General features: G+C 70.5%; 14 protein-coding genes. 12 read left to right on the top strand and 2 right to left on the bottom strand.

Annotated features, from left to right (window positions below):
- Positions 1–206 precede the first annotated feature (206 nt).
- The 8 genes from AW27_RS23235 (at position 207) to AW27_RS23200 (ending at position 13,607) form a co-directional block, all read left to right on the top strand.
- A complete protein-coding gene (locus AW27_RS23235) occupies positions 207–695 on the top strand; it encodes a phage tail tube protein (protein ID WP_037924098.1) in 489 nt (162 codons plus the stop codon).
- Positions 696–767: 72 nt separating this feature from the next.
- On the top strand, positions 768–1,349 hold the full coding sequence (locus AW27_RS23230) for a hypothetical protein (protein ID WP_037924095.1): 582 nt from the start codon (positions 768–770) through the stop codon (positions 1,347–1,349).
- A gap of 143 nt (positions 1,350–1,492) precedes the next feature.
- Positions 1,493–1,702 (top strand): hypothetical protein, encoded by a 210-nt coding sequence (locus tag AW27_RS23225; protein ID WP_052030916.1) that lies wholly within the window; start codon positions 1,493–1,495, stop codon positions 1,700–1,702.
- Positions 1,703–1,835: 133 nt separating this feature from the next.
- Positions 1,836–6,773, top strand: a complete 4,938-nt coding sequence (locus AW27_RS23220; RefSeq protein ID WP_236647724.1) for a phage tail tape measure protein — start codon at positions 1,836–1,838, stop codon at positions 6,771–6,773.
- Positions 6,770–7,663, top strand: coding sequence for a phage tail family protein (locus tag AW27_RS23215; protein WP_037924091.1), 894 nt, complete (start codon positions 6,770–6,772; stop codon positions 7,661–7,663). The genes AW27_RS23220 and AW27_RS23215 overlap by 4 nt, the downstream gene beginning before the upstream one ends.
- 15 nt (positions 7,664–7,678) lie before the next feature.
- On the top strand, positions 7,679–8,614 hold the full coding sequence (locus AW27_RS23210; RefSeq protein ID WP_037924090.1) for a hypothetical protein: 936 nt from the start codon (positions 7,679–7,681) through the stop codon (positions 8,612–8,614).
- Positions 8,614–9,702, top strand: a complete 1,089-nt coding sequence (locus tag AW27_RS23205) for a hypothetical protein (RefSeq protein WP_037924088.1) — start codon at positions 8,614–8,616, stop codon at positions 9,700–9,702. The genes AW27_RS23210 and AW27_RS23205 overlap by 1 nt, the downstream gene beginning before the upstream one ends.
- 2 nt (positions 9,703–9,704) lie before the next feature.
- Positions 9,705–13,607: a hypothetical protein gene (locus AW27_RS23200; protein ID WP_052030914.1), complete on the top strand. Its 3,903-nt coding sequence runs from the start codon at positions 9,705–9,707 to the stop codon at positions 13,605–13,607.
- A 51-nt stretch (positions 13,608–13,658) separates the two neighbouring features.
- Here AW27_RS23200 and AW27_RS23195 read toward each other — a convergent pair whose 3' ends face one another.
- The gene (locus AW27_RS23195; protein WP_037924086.1) at positions 13,659–14,705 is read right to left on the bottom strand and encodes a hypothetical protein; all 1,047 of its coding nucleotides are present in this window, start codon (positions 14,703–14,705) and stop codon (positions 13,659–13,661) included.
- Between the two features lie 126 nt (positions 14,706–14,831).
- On the opposite strand from AW27_RS23195, the gene AW27_RS23190 reads away from it, so the two are divergent.
- The 4 genes from AW27_RS23190 to cutA all read left to right on the top strand — a co-directional run bounded on the left by AW27_RS23190 (position 14,832) and on the right by cutA (position 16,716).
- The gene (locus tag AW27_RS23190; RefSeq protein ID WP_037924083.1) at positions 14,832–15,197 is read left to right on the top strand and encodes a hypothetical protein; all 366 of its coding nucleotides are present in this window, start codon (positions 14,832–14,834) and stop codon (positions 15,195–15,197) included.
- Between the two features lie 57 nt (positions 15,198–15,254).
- On the top strand, positions 15,255–16,010 hold the full coding sequence (locus AW27_RS23185) for a LysM peptidoglycan-binding domain-containing protein (RefSeq protein WP_037924080.1): 756 nt from the start codon (positions 15,255–15,257) through the stop codon (positions 16,008–16,010).
- A 38-nt stretch (positions 16,011–16,048) separates the two neighbouring features.
- Positions 16,049–16,282, top strand: a complete 234-nt coding sequence (locus AW27_RS23180) for a hypothetical protein (RefSeq protein ID WP_483316551.1) — start codon at positions 16,049–16,051, stop codon at positions 16,280–16,282.
- Positions 16,283–16,389: 107 nt separating this feature from the next.
- Positions 16,390–16,716, top strand: coding sequence for a divalent-cation tolerance protein CutA (gene cutA / locus AW27_RS23175; protein ID WP_037924078.1), 327 nt, complete (start codon positions 16,390–16,392; stop codon positions 16,714–16,716).
- A 50-nt stretch (positions 16,717–16,766) separates the two neighbouring features.
- Here the strand turns inward: cutA and AW27_RS23170 are convergent, their stop codons facing one another.
- A complete protein-coding gene (locus AW27_RS23170; RefSeq protein ID WP_037924076.1) occupies positions 16,767–18,011 on the bottom strand; it encodes a helix-turn-helix transcriptional regulator in 1,245 nt (414 codons plus the stop codon).
- Positions 18,012–18,039 lie beyond the last annotated feature (28 nt).

The raw sequence follows: 18,039 nt of genomic DNA, 5'->3' as shown, positions 1-18,039 counted from the left end.
CCAAGTTGAGGCTGATCCGACCGTCATTTGGACGCCAGTAGGCTAATCAGGTAGGGCTCGCTGGTCACCGACGGGTCCCACCCTCACCGCGGAGGCCCCCGCGCGGACGCCCAACCCGACAACCGGGTGGGCCGGTTCCCCGACATCGTCGAGGGACGGGGGCCTACCTGACGTGCGGCTGCCGTCCCGGAATCGGACAGCAGACCTTGCAGATCCAGAAATACTCGCGCCGCGGCGTAACGCGCATCCTGTGGCTGAAGACGGTCAAAGACCTTGGCCACCTTCCTACTCGGGCGGAGCTGACCGCCGGCACCGACCTGACGAACGCGGTTGCGGCGATCGACGGCTGGTCGCTGTCGAACCAGGCGATCGAGACCCCCGACCTGGGGTCCACGTTCGAGTCGAAGATCCCGGGCGTCGACCAGGCCGACGACTCGTCCCTCGGCTTCTACGAGGACAAGGTCGCGGACGAGATTGAGCAGCTGCTCACGAAGGACTCCACCGGCTGGGTGGTCTTCCTCCGTAAGGGCGACGTCCCCGGCTCCCGGTCGATGGACGTTTTCCCCGTCCGTATCGGCTCCCGGTCCCCGCAGTACAGCGTGGACAACGAGGCCGCCAAGTTCACCGTGGCCTTTTCGATCACGGAGAAGCCGCTCCAGGACGCGCCCGTACCGGCCGCCGCGCCGAAGCCGTAACCGCCCCGCCCTCCTTTCCTGGCCGGGCGGCGCTCTTCGCCCGGCCAGGACCTCCCCAACACGGAGCTCCCGATGACCAGCACCACCCCCACCGAACCGACGACCGCGCCGGCCACCGGCCGCGACGACCACTGGGCGCGGAAACTCGCCCGGCTCCGAGCCCGCCAGCTTCCCGAGCAGGTCCTTCAGCTGTGCGACGACATGGCGGCCAAGCAGCGCCTGGACCGGGCGAAGCTTGACGTTGCCCGGCTTCGGCTGGCTGATGCCGAAACCGGCGGCGAGCAGAAGGAGCTGGAGGCGGCAGAGGCCGAGCTCGTCGCCGCGCAGGAAGCCTTCGACGAGGTGTCGGTCACGCTGTCCTTCCGGGCGCTGCCCCGTCCGACACTGGATGGGCTGATACGGCAGCATCCGCCTACGGAGGACCAGGCCGAGGACGGCGACGCCTGGAACCCGACGAGCTTCCCCGCCGCGCTGGTCTCCGCGGCTCATGTCGAGCGCGACGACGACGGCCGCGAAGTCGAGGGCATGACCGTGCAGGAAGCCCAGGACCTCCTGGACGGCTGGCCCGTCGCAGAGTCCAACAGCCTGTTCGCGGCGGCCTGGCAGGCGCAGCAGATCAACCGCGCGACGGCCTCGGAGCTGGGAAAAGGCTGATCGCTGACGAGCGCCTCCGCTCCGAGCTGGAGCTGTGCGACCGCTACCGCATCCCGCACTCGTACTTCGTCGGCGCGGGAGACGGCCGGTGGTCGGAGTCCGACCGGGTCAAGGCCCTGGCGTACGAGGCGTACCGGCGCAGCGTGTGCGAGCAGTGCGGCACCCGGGCCGCCGAATGGGACGAGCAGCACGGCGGAGACCGGTTCGCGTACGTCACCACCACGGTCCGGTGCGTGGGGTGCGAGCTGATCGCCACCGAGCAGCAGACCGTTCCCGAAGGCCCCGACGGGTACGGCGTCCGGATCGGCCTCGTCCCGCGCCGGGCTTGGGAGGAGCAGCAGGCCTCCCGCTGACGCCCGTACGCTGATCTTCACCAGCGTGCGGGCTCCGGCCGGCACGTGCCGTGTGGGGCGGCAGGGGCGCAACCGAACGGGCGCGGGGAGTAAGGGCACCGGACCGGTGTCGTCCTACACGCTCAGCGTGCAGATGCGCGCTGACGCCGCGAACCTGCTCTCCAGCATCCGAGGCGCCTCCGGCGCCCTGCGCTCCCTCGGCCGCGATGTCGACGCGATCCATCGGACTCTCGGTCGCGTCGGCTCCGGCGCCTCCGGGCTGCGCGGCATCGCCGCCGACTCCGACGCCGCCCGCAGGGGCCTGCGGCAGGTCGGTGCGGACGGCGACGCGTCGATGCGGCAGCTGCGCCGCGGTCTGCTCGGTGCCCGACAGGAGGCCCACCACCTCCGGAACCTGGTCGTCGGCGGTGGCATCGTCCATGGGCTCGCGGAGATAGCCAAGGAGGGCAACGAGTACCAGCGCGCCATCCAGAAGTGGGGTGCCGTCACCGGCGCGTCCGGCCAAGAGATGGTGATGGCCGCGGCCAAGGCCCGCGAGCTCGGCTCCGACCTCACCATCCCCGGCACCTCGGCGGCGAAGGCCGCGGACGCCATGCTCGAGCTGGCCAAAGCGGGCCAGACGGCCACCTCGTCTATCGCGAACGGGCGCGCTGCCATGCAGCTGGCGGCGGCCGACAACCTTTCCGCCGCTGACGCCGCCAAGTATCTCGGGGACGTCATGGATCAGTTCGGGCTGAGCTCGAACTTCGCGGGACGCGCAGCCGACGTCCTTGCGGCCGGCGCGAACGCGGCGTCCGGTGGTCTGAAGGACATCTACTACGCGATGTCCTACACCGGGCCGGTCGCTGCGCAGCTCGGGGTGTCCATCGAGGACACCGCGACGGCCGTGGCCATGCTTGCCCGCTCCGGCATCCTCGGGTCCAAGGCAGGAACGTCCCTGCGCGGCATCTTCACCAACCTGGCCGCCCCGACCAAGCGGATGAAGGAGGGCCTGGCCGAGCTGGGCATCGAAGCCTGGGACGCGCAGGGGAACTTCAAGGGTCTCCGCGGGATCGTCGAGGGGTTCGAGCAGGCAGGGCACCGGCTCAGCGACAAGGACTTCGCCGCGGCGATGTCGAAGGTCGTCGGCAAGCCGGCCTTGCAGGGCGCGCTGGCGCTGGCGCATCAGGGCACCGAGGCGTTCGACCAGATGCGGACCGCGATCGGCCGCACGGGCGCGGCCGGTGAGATCGCCGCTTCCCAGACCAAGGGGCTGGCCGGTGCGGTGACCCAGCTGAAGAGCCAGTGGAAGACGACGGGCCAGGTCCTCTACACCTCCGCCGCGCCGGGCCTGGAGAAGGTCACCCGCCTGCTCACGTCCGGGCTCGGCGCGGCCACGCCCGCGCTGGCCGGCGGCCTGGACTACCTGCACGACCTCTACACGCTGGCGAAGCCGTCGGCGTCCGCGGCCATCGCGGAGGGCTTCGACGTCATTCGGGACGCCGCCGGCGGTCTGGGCGGTCCCCTGAAGGACCTCGCCTTCGACGCTCTCGCGTCCGCCATCAACGTAGTCGTCAACGCCGGCCGCGCCGGGCTGGACATCCTCGAGAACCTGGGCGAGGGCCTGGCGCCCGTCGCGGAGGCGCTGGCCGAGGTCACCGGCGAGGCCGGGGCCGGGGCGACCGCCCTGGACATCGTCACCACCGCCCTGAACCTCGCCAGCGCCGGTGCGTCCGGGCTCTCCGAGGTCCTGGGGCCTATCGGCCAGGGCGTGGGCTGGCTCGTGCAGGCCTTCGGCGCGCTGCCCGGCCCCGTCCAGACCGCGATCATCGCCATGCTGATGGCCAACCGAGTCGCCCCCGTCATGAGCCGCCTGGCCGGAACCGTGTCCGGACCGCTCGTCGGCGCTTACCGGTCGTGGGGCGACCAAATGCGTGTGCAGTCGGCGCTGGCCGAGCGGCAGGGCCAGTCCGTCAGCCGCATCGGTCAGCACATGGCCGTGCTCCAGACGCGCATCCCGATCCTCGGACAGATGAGCGCCGCGTTCCGTGCGGCCGAGGGCCCCGCTCAGGGCCTGGCCCGGTCCATCGGTGTCGGCCTCGGCGGTGCGGCCCGCGGGCTCATGGGCGCGCTGGGCGGGCCGTGGGGCGTCGCGATCGCGGCGGCCGGCGTCGGCCTGTCCATGCTTGCCTCCCACCAGCAGAAGGCGGCACAGGCGGCGGCCGAGCACCAGTCTCGGATCAGCAGCCTTTCGCAGGCGCTGCGGGAGTCGAACGGCGCGGTCAACGACAACGTGCGTGCCGTCGCCGCGCAGGCCGTCATGGAGGCCAAGGTCCTCGACGGCAAGGCGCGGCTGGTCGACGTCATGGGCAAGGTGGGCGTCTCTGCCCGGCAGCTCACGGACGCCTACCTCGGCCAAGACGGCGGCCTCAACGCCCTCCAGAACCGGCTGCGGGAGACGGCCGCAGCCAACCGGGAGTTCGTCACCCAGGGCCGCGTCGGGAAGTGGCAGTTCACCGAGACCGGCAAGAGCTACGACCAGGCGGCACGAGCCCTGGGGTCGGTCAAGGGCGAGATGTCTCAGGCCGTGACCGACGCGAAGAACCTGGCGGACGCACAGGCGTCGGGGGCGAAGTCCGCCGCCGATTCCGTGGGCCCCTTCGGGAAGTTCTCCGACGCTATGCGGCGCCTGTCCGACACCACCGCTGACGCCGACTCGCGAGCCCGCGCCCTGCACGACGCGCTGAACATCCTGGCCGGCGGGTCGGTGAACCTGTCCGCGGCCGAAGCCAGGCTGAACCGCTCCGTGTCGGACGCTAGCGAGGCCCTGAAGGGCGGCGTGGACCACGCCGAGGGGTACGGCAAGGTCCTTCTGAACATGGACGGTTCGCTGTCCACCGTCACCCGCAACGGGCAGAAGCTGTACGACCTCCTCCAAGGTCTGTCCACGAACAGTGCCGATGCCGCGCTCGCCGCCTACCAGTTCGCCGAGGCCAACGGGAAGTCCGTGCCGGAGGCGCTTGAGGCTGCGCAGAAGCAGATGGCCACCGCCCGGGATTCGGCGATCTCCACGGCGCAGGGCTTCGGCCTGACCGCCGAGCAGGCCGCGAACCTGGCCGACAAGGCGGGCCTCGTCCCCGAGAAGGTGTCCATCCTCCTCCAGACCGCCGGCATGGACGCGTCGATGGCCGAGCTGATGGCGGTCCAGCAGGCGCTGAAGGCGACGCCGGACAAGAAGACCGTCACCATCTCCACCCTGTCGAACGAAGCGCGCGCCGAGCTGGAGAAGCTGGGCTTCAAGATCACCGATCTGAAGGACCGGACGGTGCAGGTCAGCGCGCCGACCGATCTGGCCCGCGCGGACCTGGACGCGCTGATCGCGAAGATCAGCGCCACGCCGGGGTCCAAGCACATCCAGACCAGCGCGGGCACGTCCGCGACGATCGCGAGCCTGGAGGCGGTCAAGAGCGCCATCGGCAGCGTGCCCGGCGCGAAGTACGTCACAGTGGCCGCGCCGACGGAGGGCGCCCGCCAGCAGCTCACCGACCTGGGCTTCAAGATCACCGAGATCCCGGGCTCGAAGAACGTGAACGTCTCCGTGCCCACGGGCACCGCCACGGGCAACGTCAGCGCGATCCAGGGCGCGATCAACTCCCTCACCGGGCGCACGGTGACGATCACCACTGTCCATAACGACATCTGGCGGACCTCCGGTTCGCGGGGACCCGGCCCCTGGGCGGACGGCTACCGGTTCGAGGCGGACGGCGGGGTCGTGTCGTACTACGCCGACGGCGGTGTCCGCTCGGAGCAGCACGTGGCGCAGATCGCCCCGGCCGGGGCCTGGCGGGTGTGGGCGGAACCGGAGACGCAGGGCGAGGCCTACATTCCGCTGGCCAGCAGCAAGCGCACCAGGTCGAAGGCGATCCTCGGGGAAGTCGCGCGCCGCTTCGGCGGGGAGATCAGCTACTTCGCGGGCGGGGGCCTGTCGGACTGGAGCTACCAGCCTTCCCCGTCGCCGAGCTGGGGCAGCGGCTCGGGCCTGCGGTCGAAGTCCATGCGGAAGGACAAGAAGGGCAAGGAGACCTTCGACCTGGCGCTGTTCGAGAAGAACCTGCGGGAGTCTGCTGCGAAGACGGAGCGGTGGCGCTCCGACCTGGCCACGATCGCCTCCCGCGCCGGCCAGGACGTGGCCGATGCCCTGGAGGAGATGGGCGAGGACGGCATCGAGCTCACCGCGAAGATGGCGAAGGGCTCGACGAAGTACATCAACGAGATGGCGGAGCAGCTGAAGAAGCTGTCCGGCGCCGCCCGAGTGTCTCTGGCCGACTACGCCCGCCAGCTGGGCAACGCCGTCAAGAACGCCGACGCCTTCCAGTCCAACCTGGCCAAGCTCGCCGCCGCCGGTTACGGCTCCCTCGCCGCCCGCCTTGCTGAGCAGGGCGACGAGGCCGCGGAGAAGCTGGCCGAGCAGGCGGTAAAGGACCCGAAGAAGGCCGCCGAGGCAGACAAGGCGTCTCGGGCCGCCGACAAGGCGCTGTCCGGGGACCAGCTCTCCGACCTGGTGAAGATCATCGCCGCGCTGTCCACCGGCCGCGGCATCCACTACGTCGCCGAGTCGACGGGAATAGAGGAAGACCGGCTGATCGAGGTCGCCAACCTGGCCACCAGCCAGCTGCGCGGTGTCGGTTCGCGGGCCGAGCGGTTCTTGGCCGATCTGGCGCGGGCGAACCGCGGCCTGTCCTACGCCAACGGCGGCATCTGGGAGCCAGGGATCTTCCGCGGGTCGGGCCGGGGCCTGATCAAGTTCGCCGAGGGTGAGACGGTTGCAGAATCGTTCATCCCGCACGCGGCATCGAAGCGGAGCCGGGCCACGGACGTCCTGGCCGAGACGGCCGGACGCTTCGGCTATGGCCTGACGCCTCAGCGTCTGGTCGACGCGGGCGCGGGCCGGCCGCAGGTCGTGGTGGTGCAGCAGGCCCCGGCGATCGGCACGCAGACCATCCACGTGTCGAAGGCGGCTGCGACCGCCAGCGACATCGCGGCTTCGGTGGCGTACCAACTGCGCCGCGCGAAGAGGGGCGGCCTGCGATGAGCACCGCCTTGAAGGACTTCCAGATCGAAATCGGCGGCGTGGTCCTCGGTCACGGCACGTCCATCCCGATTGCCGAGGTTGAGGGCCTGGGCAGGGCGCCGGTGCGCGGCGAGCTGGTCCCGCGGCCGGGCGCGGACGGGGCGTGGGCCGGGTCCGACTGGTACGACGCCCGTACGGTCCGCATCGACTGCGCGATCAAGACGCCCGGCGACCCGGCCGCCGCCCGGCAGATCCTCGCTGACCTCCAGGAGGCGGCCGACGCGGCGTCGGTGCGGACCGCCCCCGGGGCGAACATGCCGCTGCGGATCAAGTGGCCGGGAAGCCCCACCCGCGTCCTGTTCGGTCGGCTGCGTCGCCTTGAGCCGTCCTGGGAGCAGGCCGCCTTCGGCTGGGTCCCGCTGGACGTGGAGTTCGCGGCGACCGACCCGTACTTCCACGGCGACACGGTGTCGGCGCTGACCCTGTCGCTGTCTTCCCGGGGCCTGGGCGGCCTCAAGGCACCGGTGAAGGCGCCGGTGAATACGGGCACGTCCGTGCCACAGGAGCGGCGCGGCATGGTGCGCAACGACGGCGACATGCCGGCCTGGCCGACCATCCGGATCACCGGGCCGGTGATCAGCCCGCGGATCTACATGCCGAAGACCGGCGCGCTGCTGGAACTGGGCGTGTCGCTGGCGACCGGCGAACGCATCGACATCGAGACCCGGCCGGGCACGCGGTGGGCGCTTCGCAACGGCAGCGAGAACGTCGCCTCTTCCCTGTCGGGTGACTCCCGACTCGACGGCTTCCAGATCCCGACGGGCTCCACCGAGTTGTGGTGGACCGCCCGTGGTTACTCCTCCGCCTCCCGCCTGGCCGTGACCTGGCGCAGCGCGCACATCGCCCTCTAACTGCAAGGACCGCCCATGACGTTGATCAACCCGCCGCTGCTCGTCCACGGCGGCACCCACGCTGCCCGCGCCTTCCGGATGATGGTCCGCGACCTCAGCCACGGCGCACAGGGCATCACCGAGTCCGACGACCTGCGGGTCAGCCAGCTTGCGACCCCCGGTGCAGGTGTCCGGGTGGGAGACGGCTCGGCCGTCATCCGGGGCGCCGTCGCCTGGGGGCAGGGCTCCTACACGCAGTACAACGTGGGCTTCCAGAGCGTGCCGGTCGCGCCCACTGGGGTCTCGCCGCGGTCTGACCTGCTCGTGCTGCGGGTGGAAGACCCGGAGTACGAGGGCGTCCGCGACCCCGAGCGGGACGACATCGGCTACTTCCACGTGATCCCGAACGTGTCCGCAAACACGACGACGCCGCCCGCGGGCATGACCGCCATCGCCCTGGCCCGGATCGACATGCCGGCCAACACCAAGGTCATCACGGACGGGATGATCCGCGACGTCCGCACGATCGCGAACCCGCGCAAGGAGCGGCAGCTGCACACCGCTTCCCCCAGCGGTGACCAGAACTGGGCAGGCAACAGCGGGAGCTGGGCGGACTGGCCACCGGCGAGCCGGTTCAACATCCGCGTGCCGAAGTGGGCGGTGCGCGCCCGCATCGTCATGACCGTCTCGGGTCTTCAGGTGCTGGGCAGCATCTGGGGATCCACAGCCTTCCGGCTTGGCTCCGTCCAGGGCCAGTCCATCCAGATCGACGACGGCAGCACCAAGGGGACCGACGGGTCCGTGCGGATCAACGCGATCGCGGCGGACACCATCAGCATCCCAGCAGACATGCGCGGCACCACGCAGCCACTTCAGGGCCTCGTCTTCCTCTCGAAGGACAACGCCGGGTCGCTTCAGGCCGACGTCGTGACCACGGTCATCGCCGACATCGAGTTCGAGGAGGGCACCTGATGCCCGCCTACCGCTACCAGGTCCGTGACGCCCTCACCGGCGGCCTGGTCGTACCGGACCTGCCGCTGACCGACGTCGAGTTTGGGCTGCGTCTCGATGAGCCCGGTGACTTCTCCGGGCGCGTGCCGGTCCCGTTCCGGCACCTGCTCGGCTCGCATATCAGCCCCGGGAACACGGTGCTGACCGTCGAGCGGGACGACACCCTGCTGTGGGGCGGGCTGATCTGGCGTGCCGAGCCGGAGGGCGGCGCGTACCCGCTGGAAGCGGCCGGCTGGGGCTCCTACCTGCACCGCCGCCACGACGTACACGGTGAGCTCGATGGGCGCGGCCCGTACACGTACGCCGACCCGTGCCAGGTGATCCGGGACGTCTGGGCGTACGCCCAGGACCAGCCGGACGGTGACCTCGGCGTGCAGGTGGAGCCGACGGTCAGCAAAGCGAAGGTCGGCACCCCGACGGAGCCGTTCCGCTCGGAGTGGTGGGAGGCCCCGGTGCTCGGCGACATCGTCGAGGACATGACGGAGGTGGACGGCGGCCCGGAGTGGACGGAGACCACCGTGCTCTCCGGAGACCGGCCCGTGGGTCGCATCCAGCTCGGCTGGCCGCGCCTGGGCACCCGCCGCCATGACCTGTCCTTCAGCTCCGGCGTGAACGTCGCGGAGACGACCCCGGTCACGTACGACGGCGACGAGTACGCCCAGGTCGTCATCGCGCTCGGTGCCGGGGAGGGCCGGGGGCGGCGGCGTGCGGTCGAAGCGGTCCGCAACGGCAGGCTGCGCCTGGAGCGCGTCCTCGAGGTACCGAACGAGAAGGGGAACGACCGGCTCGCGGCCCGCGCCCGCCGGGAGCGGACGGCCCGCCAGGTGATGGGAGAGGTGGAGGAGCTGCACGTGATCGACCACCCGGCGGCCCGGATCGGGTCGTGGCAGATCGGCGACGACGTGCGGGTGCGCATCCATGACGAGTGGGCGAACTGGTCCGGATGGTGCCGCGTCACCGGCTGGTCCATCCGGCCGCCGGAGGGCGAGGAGCCCGAGCGGGTCACACTGTCGCTGGCCCGGTCCGACCGCTTCGTGTACGGGGGCTGACGATGGCGAGCAACCTGACGCAGATCGTGTCCCGGCTGGCCGATGTGGAGCGGCAGCTCAGCCGCGGTTCTCGGACGGCATCCCTGGCGTACTCGTCGGTCGAGGCGGGTTCGATCGAGGTGTACGACGAGGACGGAGTCCTCACGGGCAGCGTCGGCGTGCAGTTCGATGGCACGACGGGCGTGGCCACCTTCAACGGGCCGCCCCCGCCGGCACCGAGCGCCCCTCGTGTGACCCCGGTCCTTGGTGGGCTTCGCGTCACCTGGGACGGCGGCTTCGTGGACGCGGCCACCGCGCCCCTCAACCTCGGCCGGGTGCAGGTGCACCTGCTGGGCTCAGCCGCCGATCCGGTGGACGTGCGCAACCCGGCCGCGACGATCGAGGCTGCCTCCGGGGCATCGGTGACGATCGCAGTGTCCGACTACGAGCCCCGGCATGTGCGCCTGGTCGCGGTCAGCACCTCGGGCAAGCCGAGTGACCCGTCAGCCGCTGTCGCCGCAGCGGCCCGGCAGGCTGTGGGACAAGACCTCCTCGACGGGATCGTGTCGGACATCAAGCTGGCCGAGAAGGCCGTCACGGACACGAAGATCGCGGTGGGCGCGGTGAAGTCGGCCGCCCTCGCGGACGGGGCGGTGCTCGCAGCCAAGCTCGCCAAGGCAGCCGTCACCAGCGACAAGCTCGGCGCCGGCGCCGTCACCTTGAACGCCTTGGGCGGAGCCCTGGCCGACGGCATCACCCAGCACTACGTGGACGCGCTCGGGGACGCGGCCGCGTGGAAGCCACTGGGCATCGGGACCGGCGGCAAGTGGGAGCACCTGACCGGTGTGGTCGATGCGCCCACCGGCCGCACCGTCGGGCAGGCGACGGGCTTCGCGGTGGTCCGCGGTTCGACGCCGATCCCGTACGACCCGGACAGCCTGTATCGGGTGTCCGCCCGGATCCGGACGCTCAGCTCCTCGGACGCCGGCACGGACACCGTGTACGTGGGGCTGCTCGGGTTGGCCGCCGACGGCACCACCATGGTCAACCGCACCGGCGCGAACAGCGTCGAAGCGCACGTGTACTGCGCCGCCTCTCGGGGAACTCCGACCGTCGGCGACGGGTGGAAAGTCTTCACCGGCTACGTGCGCGGGCGAGGTGAGGCAGGTGCGGCCGTGGGCGGCGGGGCCACACCGGATCCGCGGGCGCCGGGCAGGCTGCACGCCGACGTGCGGTTCGTCGCGCCCTACCTCTGGCTCAACTTCGACTCCTCGCGCACCGGGGCAGCTTCGGCGACCGGCGTGATGCAGGTGGACGCGGTCACGGTCGAGGTGCTGAAGACCGGCATCGTGGACAGCTCCAACCTCGTCGCGGGCAGCGTGACCACAGCTGCTCTGGCCACCGACTCGGTGACCGCGGGCAAGGTGGCCGCCGACACGATCAGCGGCCGCGAGCTCCAGGCCGCCTCCGTAGCCGCCGGGCACGTGGTCGCCGGTGCGATCACCGCGGACAAGATGACCATCGTCGGCACCGCGAACGTCCTCGCCGACCCGTCGTTCGAGGGCCCGCAGACGCTGGCTCTGACCGCGGCCCTGCCCTGGGCGACCGTGGACAAGACCCGAGGGAACGGCTCGGCCTCGTCGCTGCGGATCGACGCCACCTCAGCCACGGCCGTGTACCGGGCGGTGGACCTCACGGTGCTGCCCGCCACGCCCACCGACCAGCTGTACCTGGCCGTCGACTACTGGGTGTCGGACGACTGGGCAGGCACGGAGATCAGCTTCCATGCCCGCTGGGAGGCCGGAGACGGCAAGATCCTCGGCTACGGCAAAGCGCGCGCCACCAGCCCTCTGCGGTCCCAGTGGGGCCGGTTGTCTGCGACTCTGACAGCCCCCGCCGAGGCGGTGCGGGCCCGTATACGCCTGGAGTCCGGTGCGGCGACGGCCGGCGCGGTGTGGTGGGACAACGCCGCCTTGCGGCCGATCCTGCCCGGGGTGCAGATCGCGGACGGCGCGGTCACAGCCCCGAAGGTGTTCGCCGGTGCCATCACGACGGACAAGCTCGCTGCGCTGGCCATCACCGGCGAGAAGATCGCGGCCAAGGCGATCACGGCGGACAAGGTGGCCGCTTTGGCGATCACCGCGGAGAAGCTGGCCGCGAACTCGGTGACGGCCACCGCGATCGCGGCGGGGGCGGTGGAGGCCGTCCACATCAAGGCCGGGTCGATCACGGCCGACAAGATCGCCCTGGGCATCGACGGGAACCTGGTCGCGGACGCCAGCTTCGAGGGCGAGGTCGCGGCCAAGCGGGTCGCACCGACCGGTGGGTGGAGCATCGTCACCCCGGGCCGGGACACCCCGAAGGCGATCCGCGCGGACTGCACCGCGGCGACTGCCACGGACCGGACCCACACCTTGGGCCTGTTCGAGGCGACTCCTGGGATGCGGGTGTGGATGGCGGTCGACTACCAGGTCAGCGCGGACTGGGTCGGCCGGAACTTCACCGTGTACGTCCGGTGGGAGGACGCGGCCGGAACGACACTCGGGTACAGCACACTCACCGGGCCGTCCGGCATGGCGGGCAAGGGCTGGCAGTACATGGCGGGCAGCCCTTCCTCGGTCGCGCCCCCGCAGACCGTCACGGGTCGTCTGCGCCTCGGCGCCAATGACGGCACGGCCGGAAGCGTGACCTTCGACAACGTGGTGATTCGCCTCGTGATGTCGTCCGGGGGCGGCGGTTCACGAGCGGAGATCTCCCCGGAGGGGCTGAGGCTGTTCGACCCGACCGGCGAGGAGTCGATCTCTCTGGTCACGGGTCGCCCGCAGTACCTGACGATCACCAACGAGGGCACGCCCGTGGCGACCATCAACGAGAACGGGCACGGCGCCTTCAACGACCTGTCCGTGGCCGGCGTCCTCTCCGTCAACGGCGAGAAGCTGGATACCCAGCTGTCCGAGCTCGCCCGCGGAATGGTCGCCGTGCACACCTCGACCGCCGGGGTCCAGGCCGACATGGGGACCGAGACCGGCTACGTCGAACTCCCCGTACGCATTCAGGCAGATCGTCAGTACCGCATAGTTGTCGACGCCTACGCGGACCCTTCGGCCGGTGGCGGGGAGCTGCTGCTGTTCCTCCGAGACGGCGGTACGGCTGCGCCGACCGTTACGTCTCGCCAGCTCCAGAGCGCGGTCTTCCCGGTCGGTGGCGGCTGGCAACGGCTGCGGCTGGAATACCTGGCGTCCGGGGCCGCACTGGGCGCCGGCACGCACCGATTCCTCAGCACGTTCCAGTGGCGCTATGGCGCGGGTGGGACCGTCTCCCTCTTCGGCGGGGCCGGTTTTCCCGCCCTCATGTACGTCGAGGACGTAGGTCGGGCGATCACGAACACCGGCGAGCTCAACCGCGGCGGCTCGGGCGGCGGCACCGAGCCGACGAAGCCGGCCACCCAGCGGTACGAGAAGACCTACAGCGCCGCCTGGTCCGGCACGTACACCAACAGGGGCTCGTACAGCAGCTACCACGGCAACCAGATGCTCCAGGGCTACTACTCGAGCACCAACGGTCTGACGGCAAGCCTTGTGGGCTTCCCCGCCTCGCTGAGCACCGACCTGAGCGGCGCAAAGATCGAGAAGGCGTTGCTGTTCGTCTACTTCGAGCACTGGTACTACGCGGCGGGCGGATCCGCAGTGATCAAGGCCCACAGCCACGGGTCGCGGCCCAGCACCTTCAGCAGCGACGCCCAATCAATGACGGTGTCCTTCCGCCGCAACGAAGGGCGGTGGATCGACGTGACGTCGATCTTCGACGAAACGAAGTGGAAAGGCATCGCCCTCGACCCGAACAACACGGACAGCACCTTCTACGGAAGGGCTCACGGCGTCGGGCAGCAGTACCCCCCACAGCTGAAGGTGACTTTCGTGAAGTAGCCCCGGGGCGGGCCCAGGAGACCTCTGGGCCCGCCCCCGCGCGTCGGCGCCTTACAGGCCGAGCTTCCGCACACCGTGTTCGGACGGCATGGCGCGCGGCGATCCGTCCGGGAGGAGCAGCAAGCCCTGCGGGCCCCCGTGGGCCCGCAGCACGTCCGCCGACGTGTTGATGAGGTTCTGCAAGATCAGGTCAGGTGAGGCGGGTGCACCCGCGTGATCGAACTCGGGCTTTCCACCTGGTACTCGATCAACCCAGACCTGGCCGTCGCCAACCGCGTAGCGGACCGGAACCGAGGTCTGACGCAGCACAGCCGCGTGGTAGACGAAGAGCGCCCACAGGGCCCTGGCTTGGAGTGCGTGAAGGGCCAGCTCGGCCGTGACGGCGAACGCCGCGGCCTTGTTGAGGATGCCCAGCGCGCCGCCATCCGCCACCGCCCCCATGACCGTCACGGCGCCCATCCTGATCATGACTGCGTACGGCCAGCCGATCGCCACGGCAAGGTCGAAGTCGCAGACGTTGCAGCCGTCCGCCTGGGACTCGAAGACCATGATCGTGGAGTGCCCGGGACGCGTACGAACAACGCCCCGCGCTTCTTGGAGGAGCAGGTGCAGATCGGCCGCCTGCTCCAAGTCCCCAGTTTCCGCCAGGCTGGGCGAGTTCCGGTCTCGGCGGTCCGCACGCAGGCGCATGTCATTGCGCCGAAGCCCGTAGAGGATCTTGCCCAGCCAGATTCTCATGGTGGCCTCCGGCAGGGCAGCAACCGCTTCGGCACCCGCCGCAAAGGCCTCCCGGACCGTGTTCTCAATGCGGCTCAGGTGCTCGTTGTTGCACGGCCGACATGCCGGAATCTTGACCTTGTCAGCGGTGATCGGCGTCAGGTTCGGGAGCTCGATCTTCGGCCGAGGGTGGCCGGGCGGCATCATCCCCCGTTGAAGCCAGCGCGGGATCACGTCCTCCACGGAGCCCGAGCCCGATGGGATCGGACGCGTACACAAGAAGCACTCGTCATCGCGGAGCCCTTGCCCATCCCAAGGCCGGTAATCCACTCCGCCGGCGATCATCGCTCTTGCCATCGGGTCCGTCTGCGGCACCACCATGGTCGGCAGTCTTGCATCATCCCGCCTTCCCAGCGCACGGGTTTTGACCGGACTGGGGAGACGACAAGGGCGTCCTGTCCGCGCACGTACGATCGACTTCAGGCGCGCGGGGCCGTCAGGAGAGTGATGTCCGTGTCCGTGCCGCCGAGCGCAGAACCGACGCTGTGGGAGCTGCACCGCGCGGTCTCGCAGCTCCGCGAGGACCTGCGAGGAGACCTCGCCCACCTGGCGGCCCGGCTCGATCAGGTGGTCACCCAGGATGTGTACCGGGCTGACCAGCGGGCGACGGAGCAGCGCATCGGAGCCGTCGAGACGGCTCTTGCGGGGCTCCGCGGCGAGCACGACCAGGTAGCCGAGCGGACGGAGCAGCAGCGCCGCGAGGACCAGGCGCAGGCAGCGGCAACCCGCCGTCTGGTGCTCTCGTCTTTCGTGGCGCCGCTTCTGCTGATGGTGCTCCAGCTGTGGCTGGTCACGCAGGGCTCGGCTCGCTGACGCGAGCTCCGCCTACCTCTTTTGATCTTGGGCGCGGGGAGAATCCGAGATCCGAACATGGCTACACCGCTGAGTGCTGATGCACTCGTGGCGGCGCTGCGCGCCGAAGGCGTGCGCGTCGTCGAGCGCCCCGGTTGGCGCACCCACAACCGGAACCACAAGGGCCCGTGGGGTCCTGTCCGCGGCGTGATGATCCACCACACGGTGACGTCCGGCACCGCCAACACGGTCAGCATCTGCGAGAACGGATACGCCGGCCTCCCGGGCCCGCTCTGTCACGGTGTCATCGCGAAGGACGGCACGGTCTACCTGATCGGCAACGGGCGGGCGAATCATGCCGGGGCCGGGGACTCCGACGTCCTGGACGCGGTGATCGCAGAGCGGGCGCTGCCGGCGGCGAACGAAAGTGATGCCGATGGCAACACCTCGTTCTACGGCTTCGAGTGCGAGAACCTGGGCGACGGCGAAGATCCGTGGCCGGGAGCGCAACTGGAGGCCATCGAGAAGGTGTCCGCGGCGATCTGCCGCGCCCACAAGTGGGGCTCGGCCAGCGTGATCGGCCACAAGGAGTGGCAGCCGGGCAAGGTCGATCCTCGGGGCTTCAGCATGTCGGGGCTGCGCCAGCGCATCGGTGCCCGCCTCGCGGGGAAGCCCGGCGGCGGGGGCAGCACTACGTACACGGTGCGGGACGGCGACACCCTCTCCGGCATTGGGCAGGAGCTCGGCGTCTCGTGGCAGGCGCTGGCGAAGGCGAACAACATCTCGTCTCCGTACGTGATCCACCCGGGGCAGAAGCTGGTGGTGCCGAAGTGAGCCGGGTCTCCGATGCGAACCAGAGGACGGTACGCACCGTGTTCCAGACCCTGCTGGGTCTGGCCGCCGGTCTACCGCTGATCGTGGACGCCTCCGGCCTCCCGCAGTCGGCGGCCGGCGTGGCGGTGGCTCTCGCAGTGGCCGGTGCCGTCACGCGCGTCATGGCGCTGCCGGTGGTTCAGCGGCTCCTGCCGCGCTGGCTGTATGAGCAGGAGCGGCCAACGGTTGAGCCTGAGCCCGGCCGGTCAAGCCCGGTGCGAGCAGTGGAGTAACGGCCCCGAGGGGGTCCGGCGGCGGCCGGGCCCCCTCCAGCCGTATCCGGCCGCTGCGGCTCGGGCCCGCTGGGTAGGGTCGGGGTAGACCAACCAGGAGGGGCCGCATGGCGAGCGAGATCGTGATCGCACAGACATCCATTGACGACGAGACCCGGGCGCAGGCCCTGGTGCAGGGGGCTGTTGAGGCCAGGCTGGCGGCCTGCTGTCACGTCGACGGCCCGTTCAGCGCCACGTACTGGTGGCAGGGGAAGATCGAGAAGGCGCAGGAGTGGCGGCTCTCGTTCAAGACCACGGCGAGCCGGCTCCCCGAGCTGGAGGCGTGGGTGGCTCGGGAGCACCCCTATGAGGTGCCTGAGTGGGTCACCGTGCCGGTTACCGGCGGCTCGGAGGCGTACCTGAAGTGGGTGGTTGAGGAGACCACCCCGCGCTAGTCGGCCGTCTCGGCCCCTCACCGGCGCCGGGGTGCGGGGCCGGGCCCGATTCAGGCGGCGAGCTCTTGCAGGTGATGGGCGAGGTCGCGCTCCGAGTGGGGCAGTCGCGCGGCGACAGCGGCGGCGCGGGCCCGGCCCATGGTGGTGGGGCGCAGGTGAGCCGCGGCCGCAAACTGGTACGCCACATGGGCGCCGTGGCCGATGTCGCCTCCCTGTAGGAGTGCGTGGGCGAGTTCGCCGAGGATGACGACTCCTGAGTCGGACAGGTCCCTGCCGAGGCGCTGCATGGTGTCGGCTGCTGTCTCCGCGAGCTGCTGGTGGCCGAGCTGCCCGTACACGGAGAGCACGAGCGAGTCCATCCGGGCGGGGGTCATGAACTGCACCCATGCCTGTTCGGCGGTGTAGTCGGCGAAGTCGTAAGCGATGCGGGCGCGGTCGAGCGCGCGGAGAGCGGCCGTGTCGTCGCCGGTGTTCGCGGCTTCTTCCGCGTGCCGGGCGTGGATCCAGGCGGCGGCCGCGCCATTTCCGGGACCTCGAACGTCCTGGGCGGCCTTGGCAAGAAGCTCGACCGCTTGGCCGGGAGTGTTGGTCCCGTAGCTGGCGTAGCCGAGCGCGAGGGCACGCAGCGGGGGGTGGCCTGCGGCCTCGGCGCAGTCGGCGGTCACCTTGTAGTAGGCGTGCGCGGTCCGGTGATCTCCCAGGTCCCAGGCCACCCACCCGGCGAGTGCTGCTGTCTCGCCGGCGGCGACGGTGAGGGCCCGTTCGTGTTGGCCTGCTCGGGGAAGCGCGGCGGTGATGGCGTCGAGATGCGATTCGACCTGGCCGCGAAGCTGCTGAGCGGTCAGGTGATGTTCGCTGATGTGCAGGGCGCTTGCCCGCCGGGCCAACGTGTCCGCAGAGTCCCCGTCGATTCGGGCGCCTCTACCGAGGGCGTGAGCGAGACGACCCCACGGTTCGGCGGCTGCAGCGACACCGACGAGGGCGCCGCCCATCAGCGTACGACGGTTCAGCACGTCGACTCCTTCCTCCGCCTCACGGCGGGACGGGTTTCGGCGCCGCTCGCGGGCGGCAGCTGCTTCCCGCAGAAGTTGCTCGGGGGGTAACCCGCACGCCACCGCGATGTGGGCCAGGGTGTGGTTGGTCGGGATGTTCTCGCCGTGCTCGTAGCGGTTGATCTCACGGCGCGTCATGGTCTCCCGACCGGATACCGCGTTGATCGCGGCCGCCTGCTGCTCCTGGGTGCGTCTGGCGTCAAGGCGGAGCTGGAGGAGCAGGTGGCCGAAGTCTGCTGGCATGAGTGTGCCCTCTGTTGGTGGGTGTGTC

This window comes from Streptomyces sp. PCS3-D2 (genome assembly GCF_000612545.2).
GTDB lineage: Bacteria > Actinomycetota > Actinomycetes > Streptomycetales > Streptomycetaceae > Streptomyces.
This window is presented reverse-complemented; position numbering and strand designations above follow the sequence as displayed.

Excerpts from the sequence above, each read along its gene's own strand:
- AW27_RS23205 (WP_037924088.1), top strand. The coding sequence starts at position 8,614 with ATGCCCGCCTACCGCTACCAGGTCCGTGACGCCCTCACCGGCGGCCTG.
- AW27_RS23210 (WP_037924090.1), top strand. The coding sequence starts at position 7,679 with ATGACGTTGATCAACCCGCCGCTGCTCGTCCACGGCGGCACCCACGCT.
- cutA (WP_037924078.1), top strand. The coding sequence starts at position 16,390 with ATGGCGAGCGAGATCGTGATCGCACAGACATCCATTGACGACGAGACC.
- AW27_RS23170 (WP_037924076.1), bottom strand. The coding sequence starts at position 18,011 with ATGCCAGCAGACTTCGGCCACCTGCTCCTCCAGCTCCGCCTTGACGCC.
- AW27_RS23195 (WP_037924086.1), bottom strand. The coding sequence starts at position 14,705 with ATGGTGGTGCCGCAGACGGACCCGATGGCAAGAGCGATGATCGCCGGC.
- AW27_RS23220 (WP_236647724.1), top strand. The coding sequence starts at position 1,836 with ATGCGCGCTGACGCCGCGAACCTGCTCTCCAGCATCCGAGGCGCCTCC.
- AW27_RS23200 (WP_052030914.1), top strand. The coding sequence starts at position 9,705 with ATGGCGAGCAACCTGACGCAGATCGTGTCCCGGCTGGCCGATGTGGAG.
- AW27_RS23215 (WP_037924091.1), top strand. The coding sequence starts at position 6,770 with ATGAGCACCGCCTTGAAGGACTTCCAGATCGAAATCGGCGGCGTGGTC.
- AW27_RS23190 (WP_037924083.1), top strand. The coding sequence starts at position 14,832 with ATGTCCGTGTCCGTGCCGCCGAGCGCAGAACCGACGCTGTGGGAGCTG.
- AW27_RS23230 (WP_037924095.1), top strand. The coding sequence starts at position 768 with ATGACCAGCACCACCCCCACCGAACCGACGACCGCGCCGGCCACCGGC.
- AW27_RS23185 (WP_037924080.1), top strand. The coding sequence starts at position 15,255 with ATGGCTACACCGCTGAGTGCTGATGCACTCGTGGCGGCGCTGCGCGCC.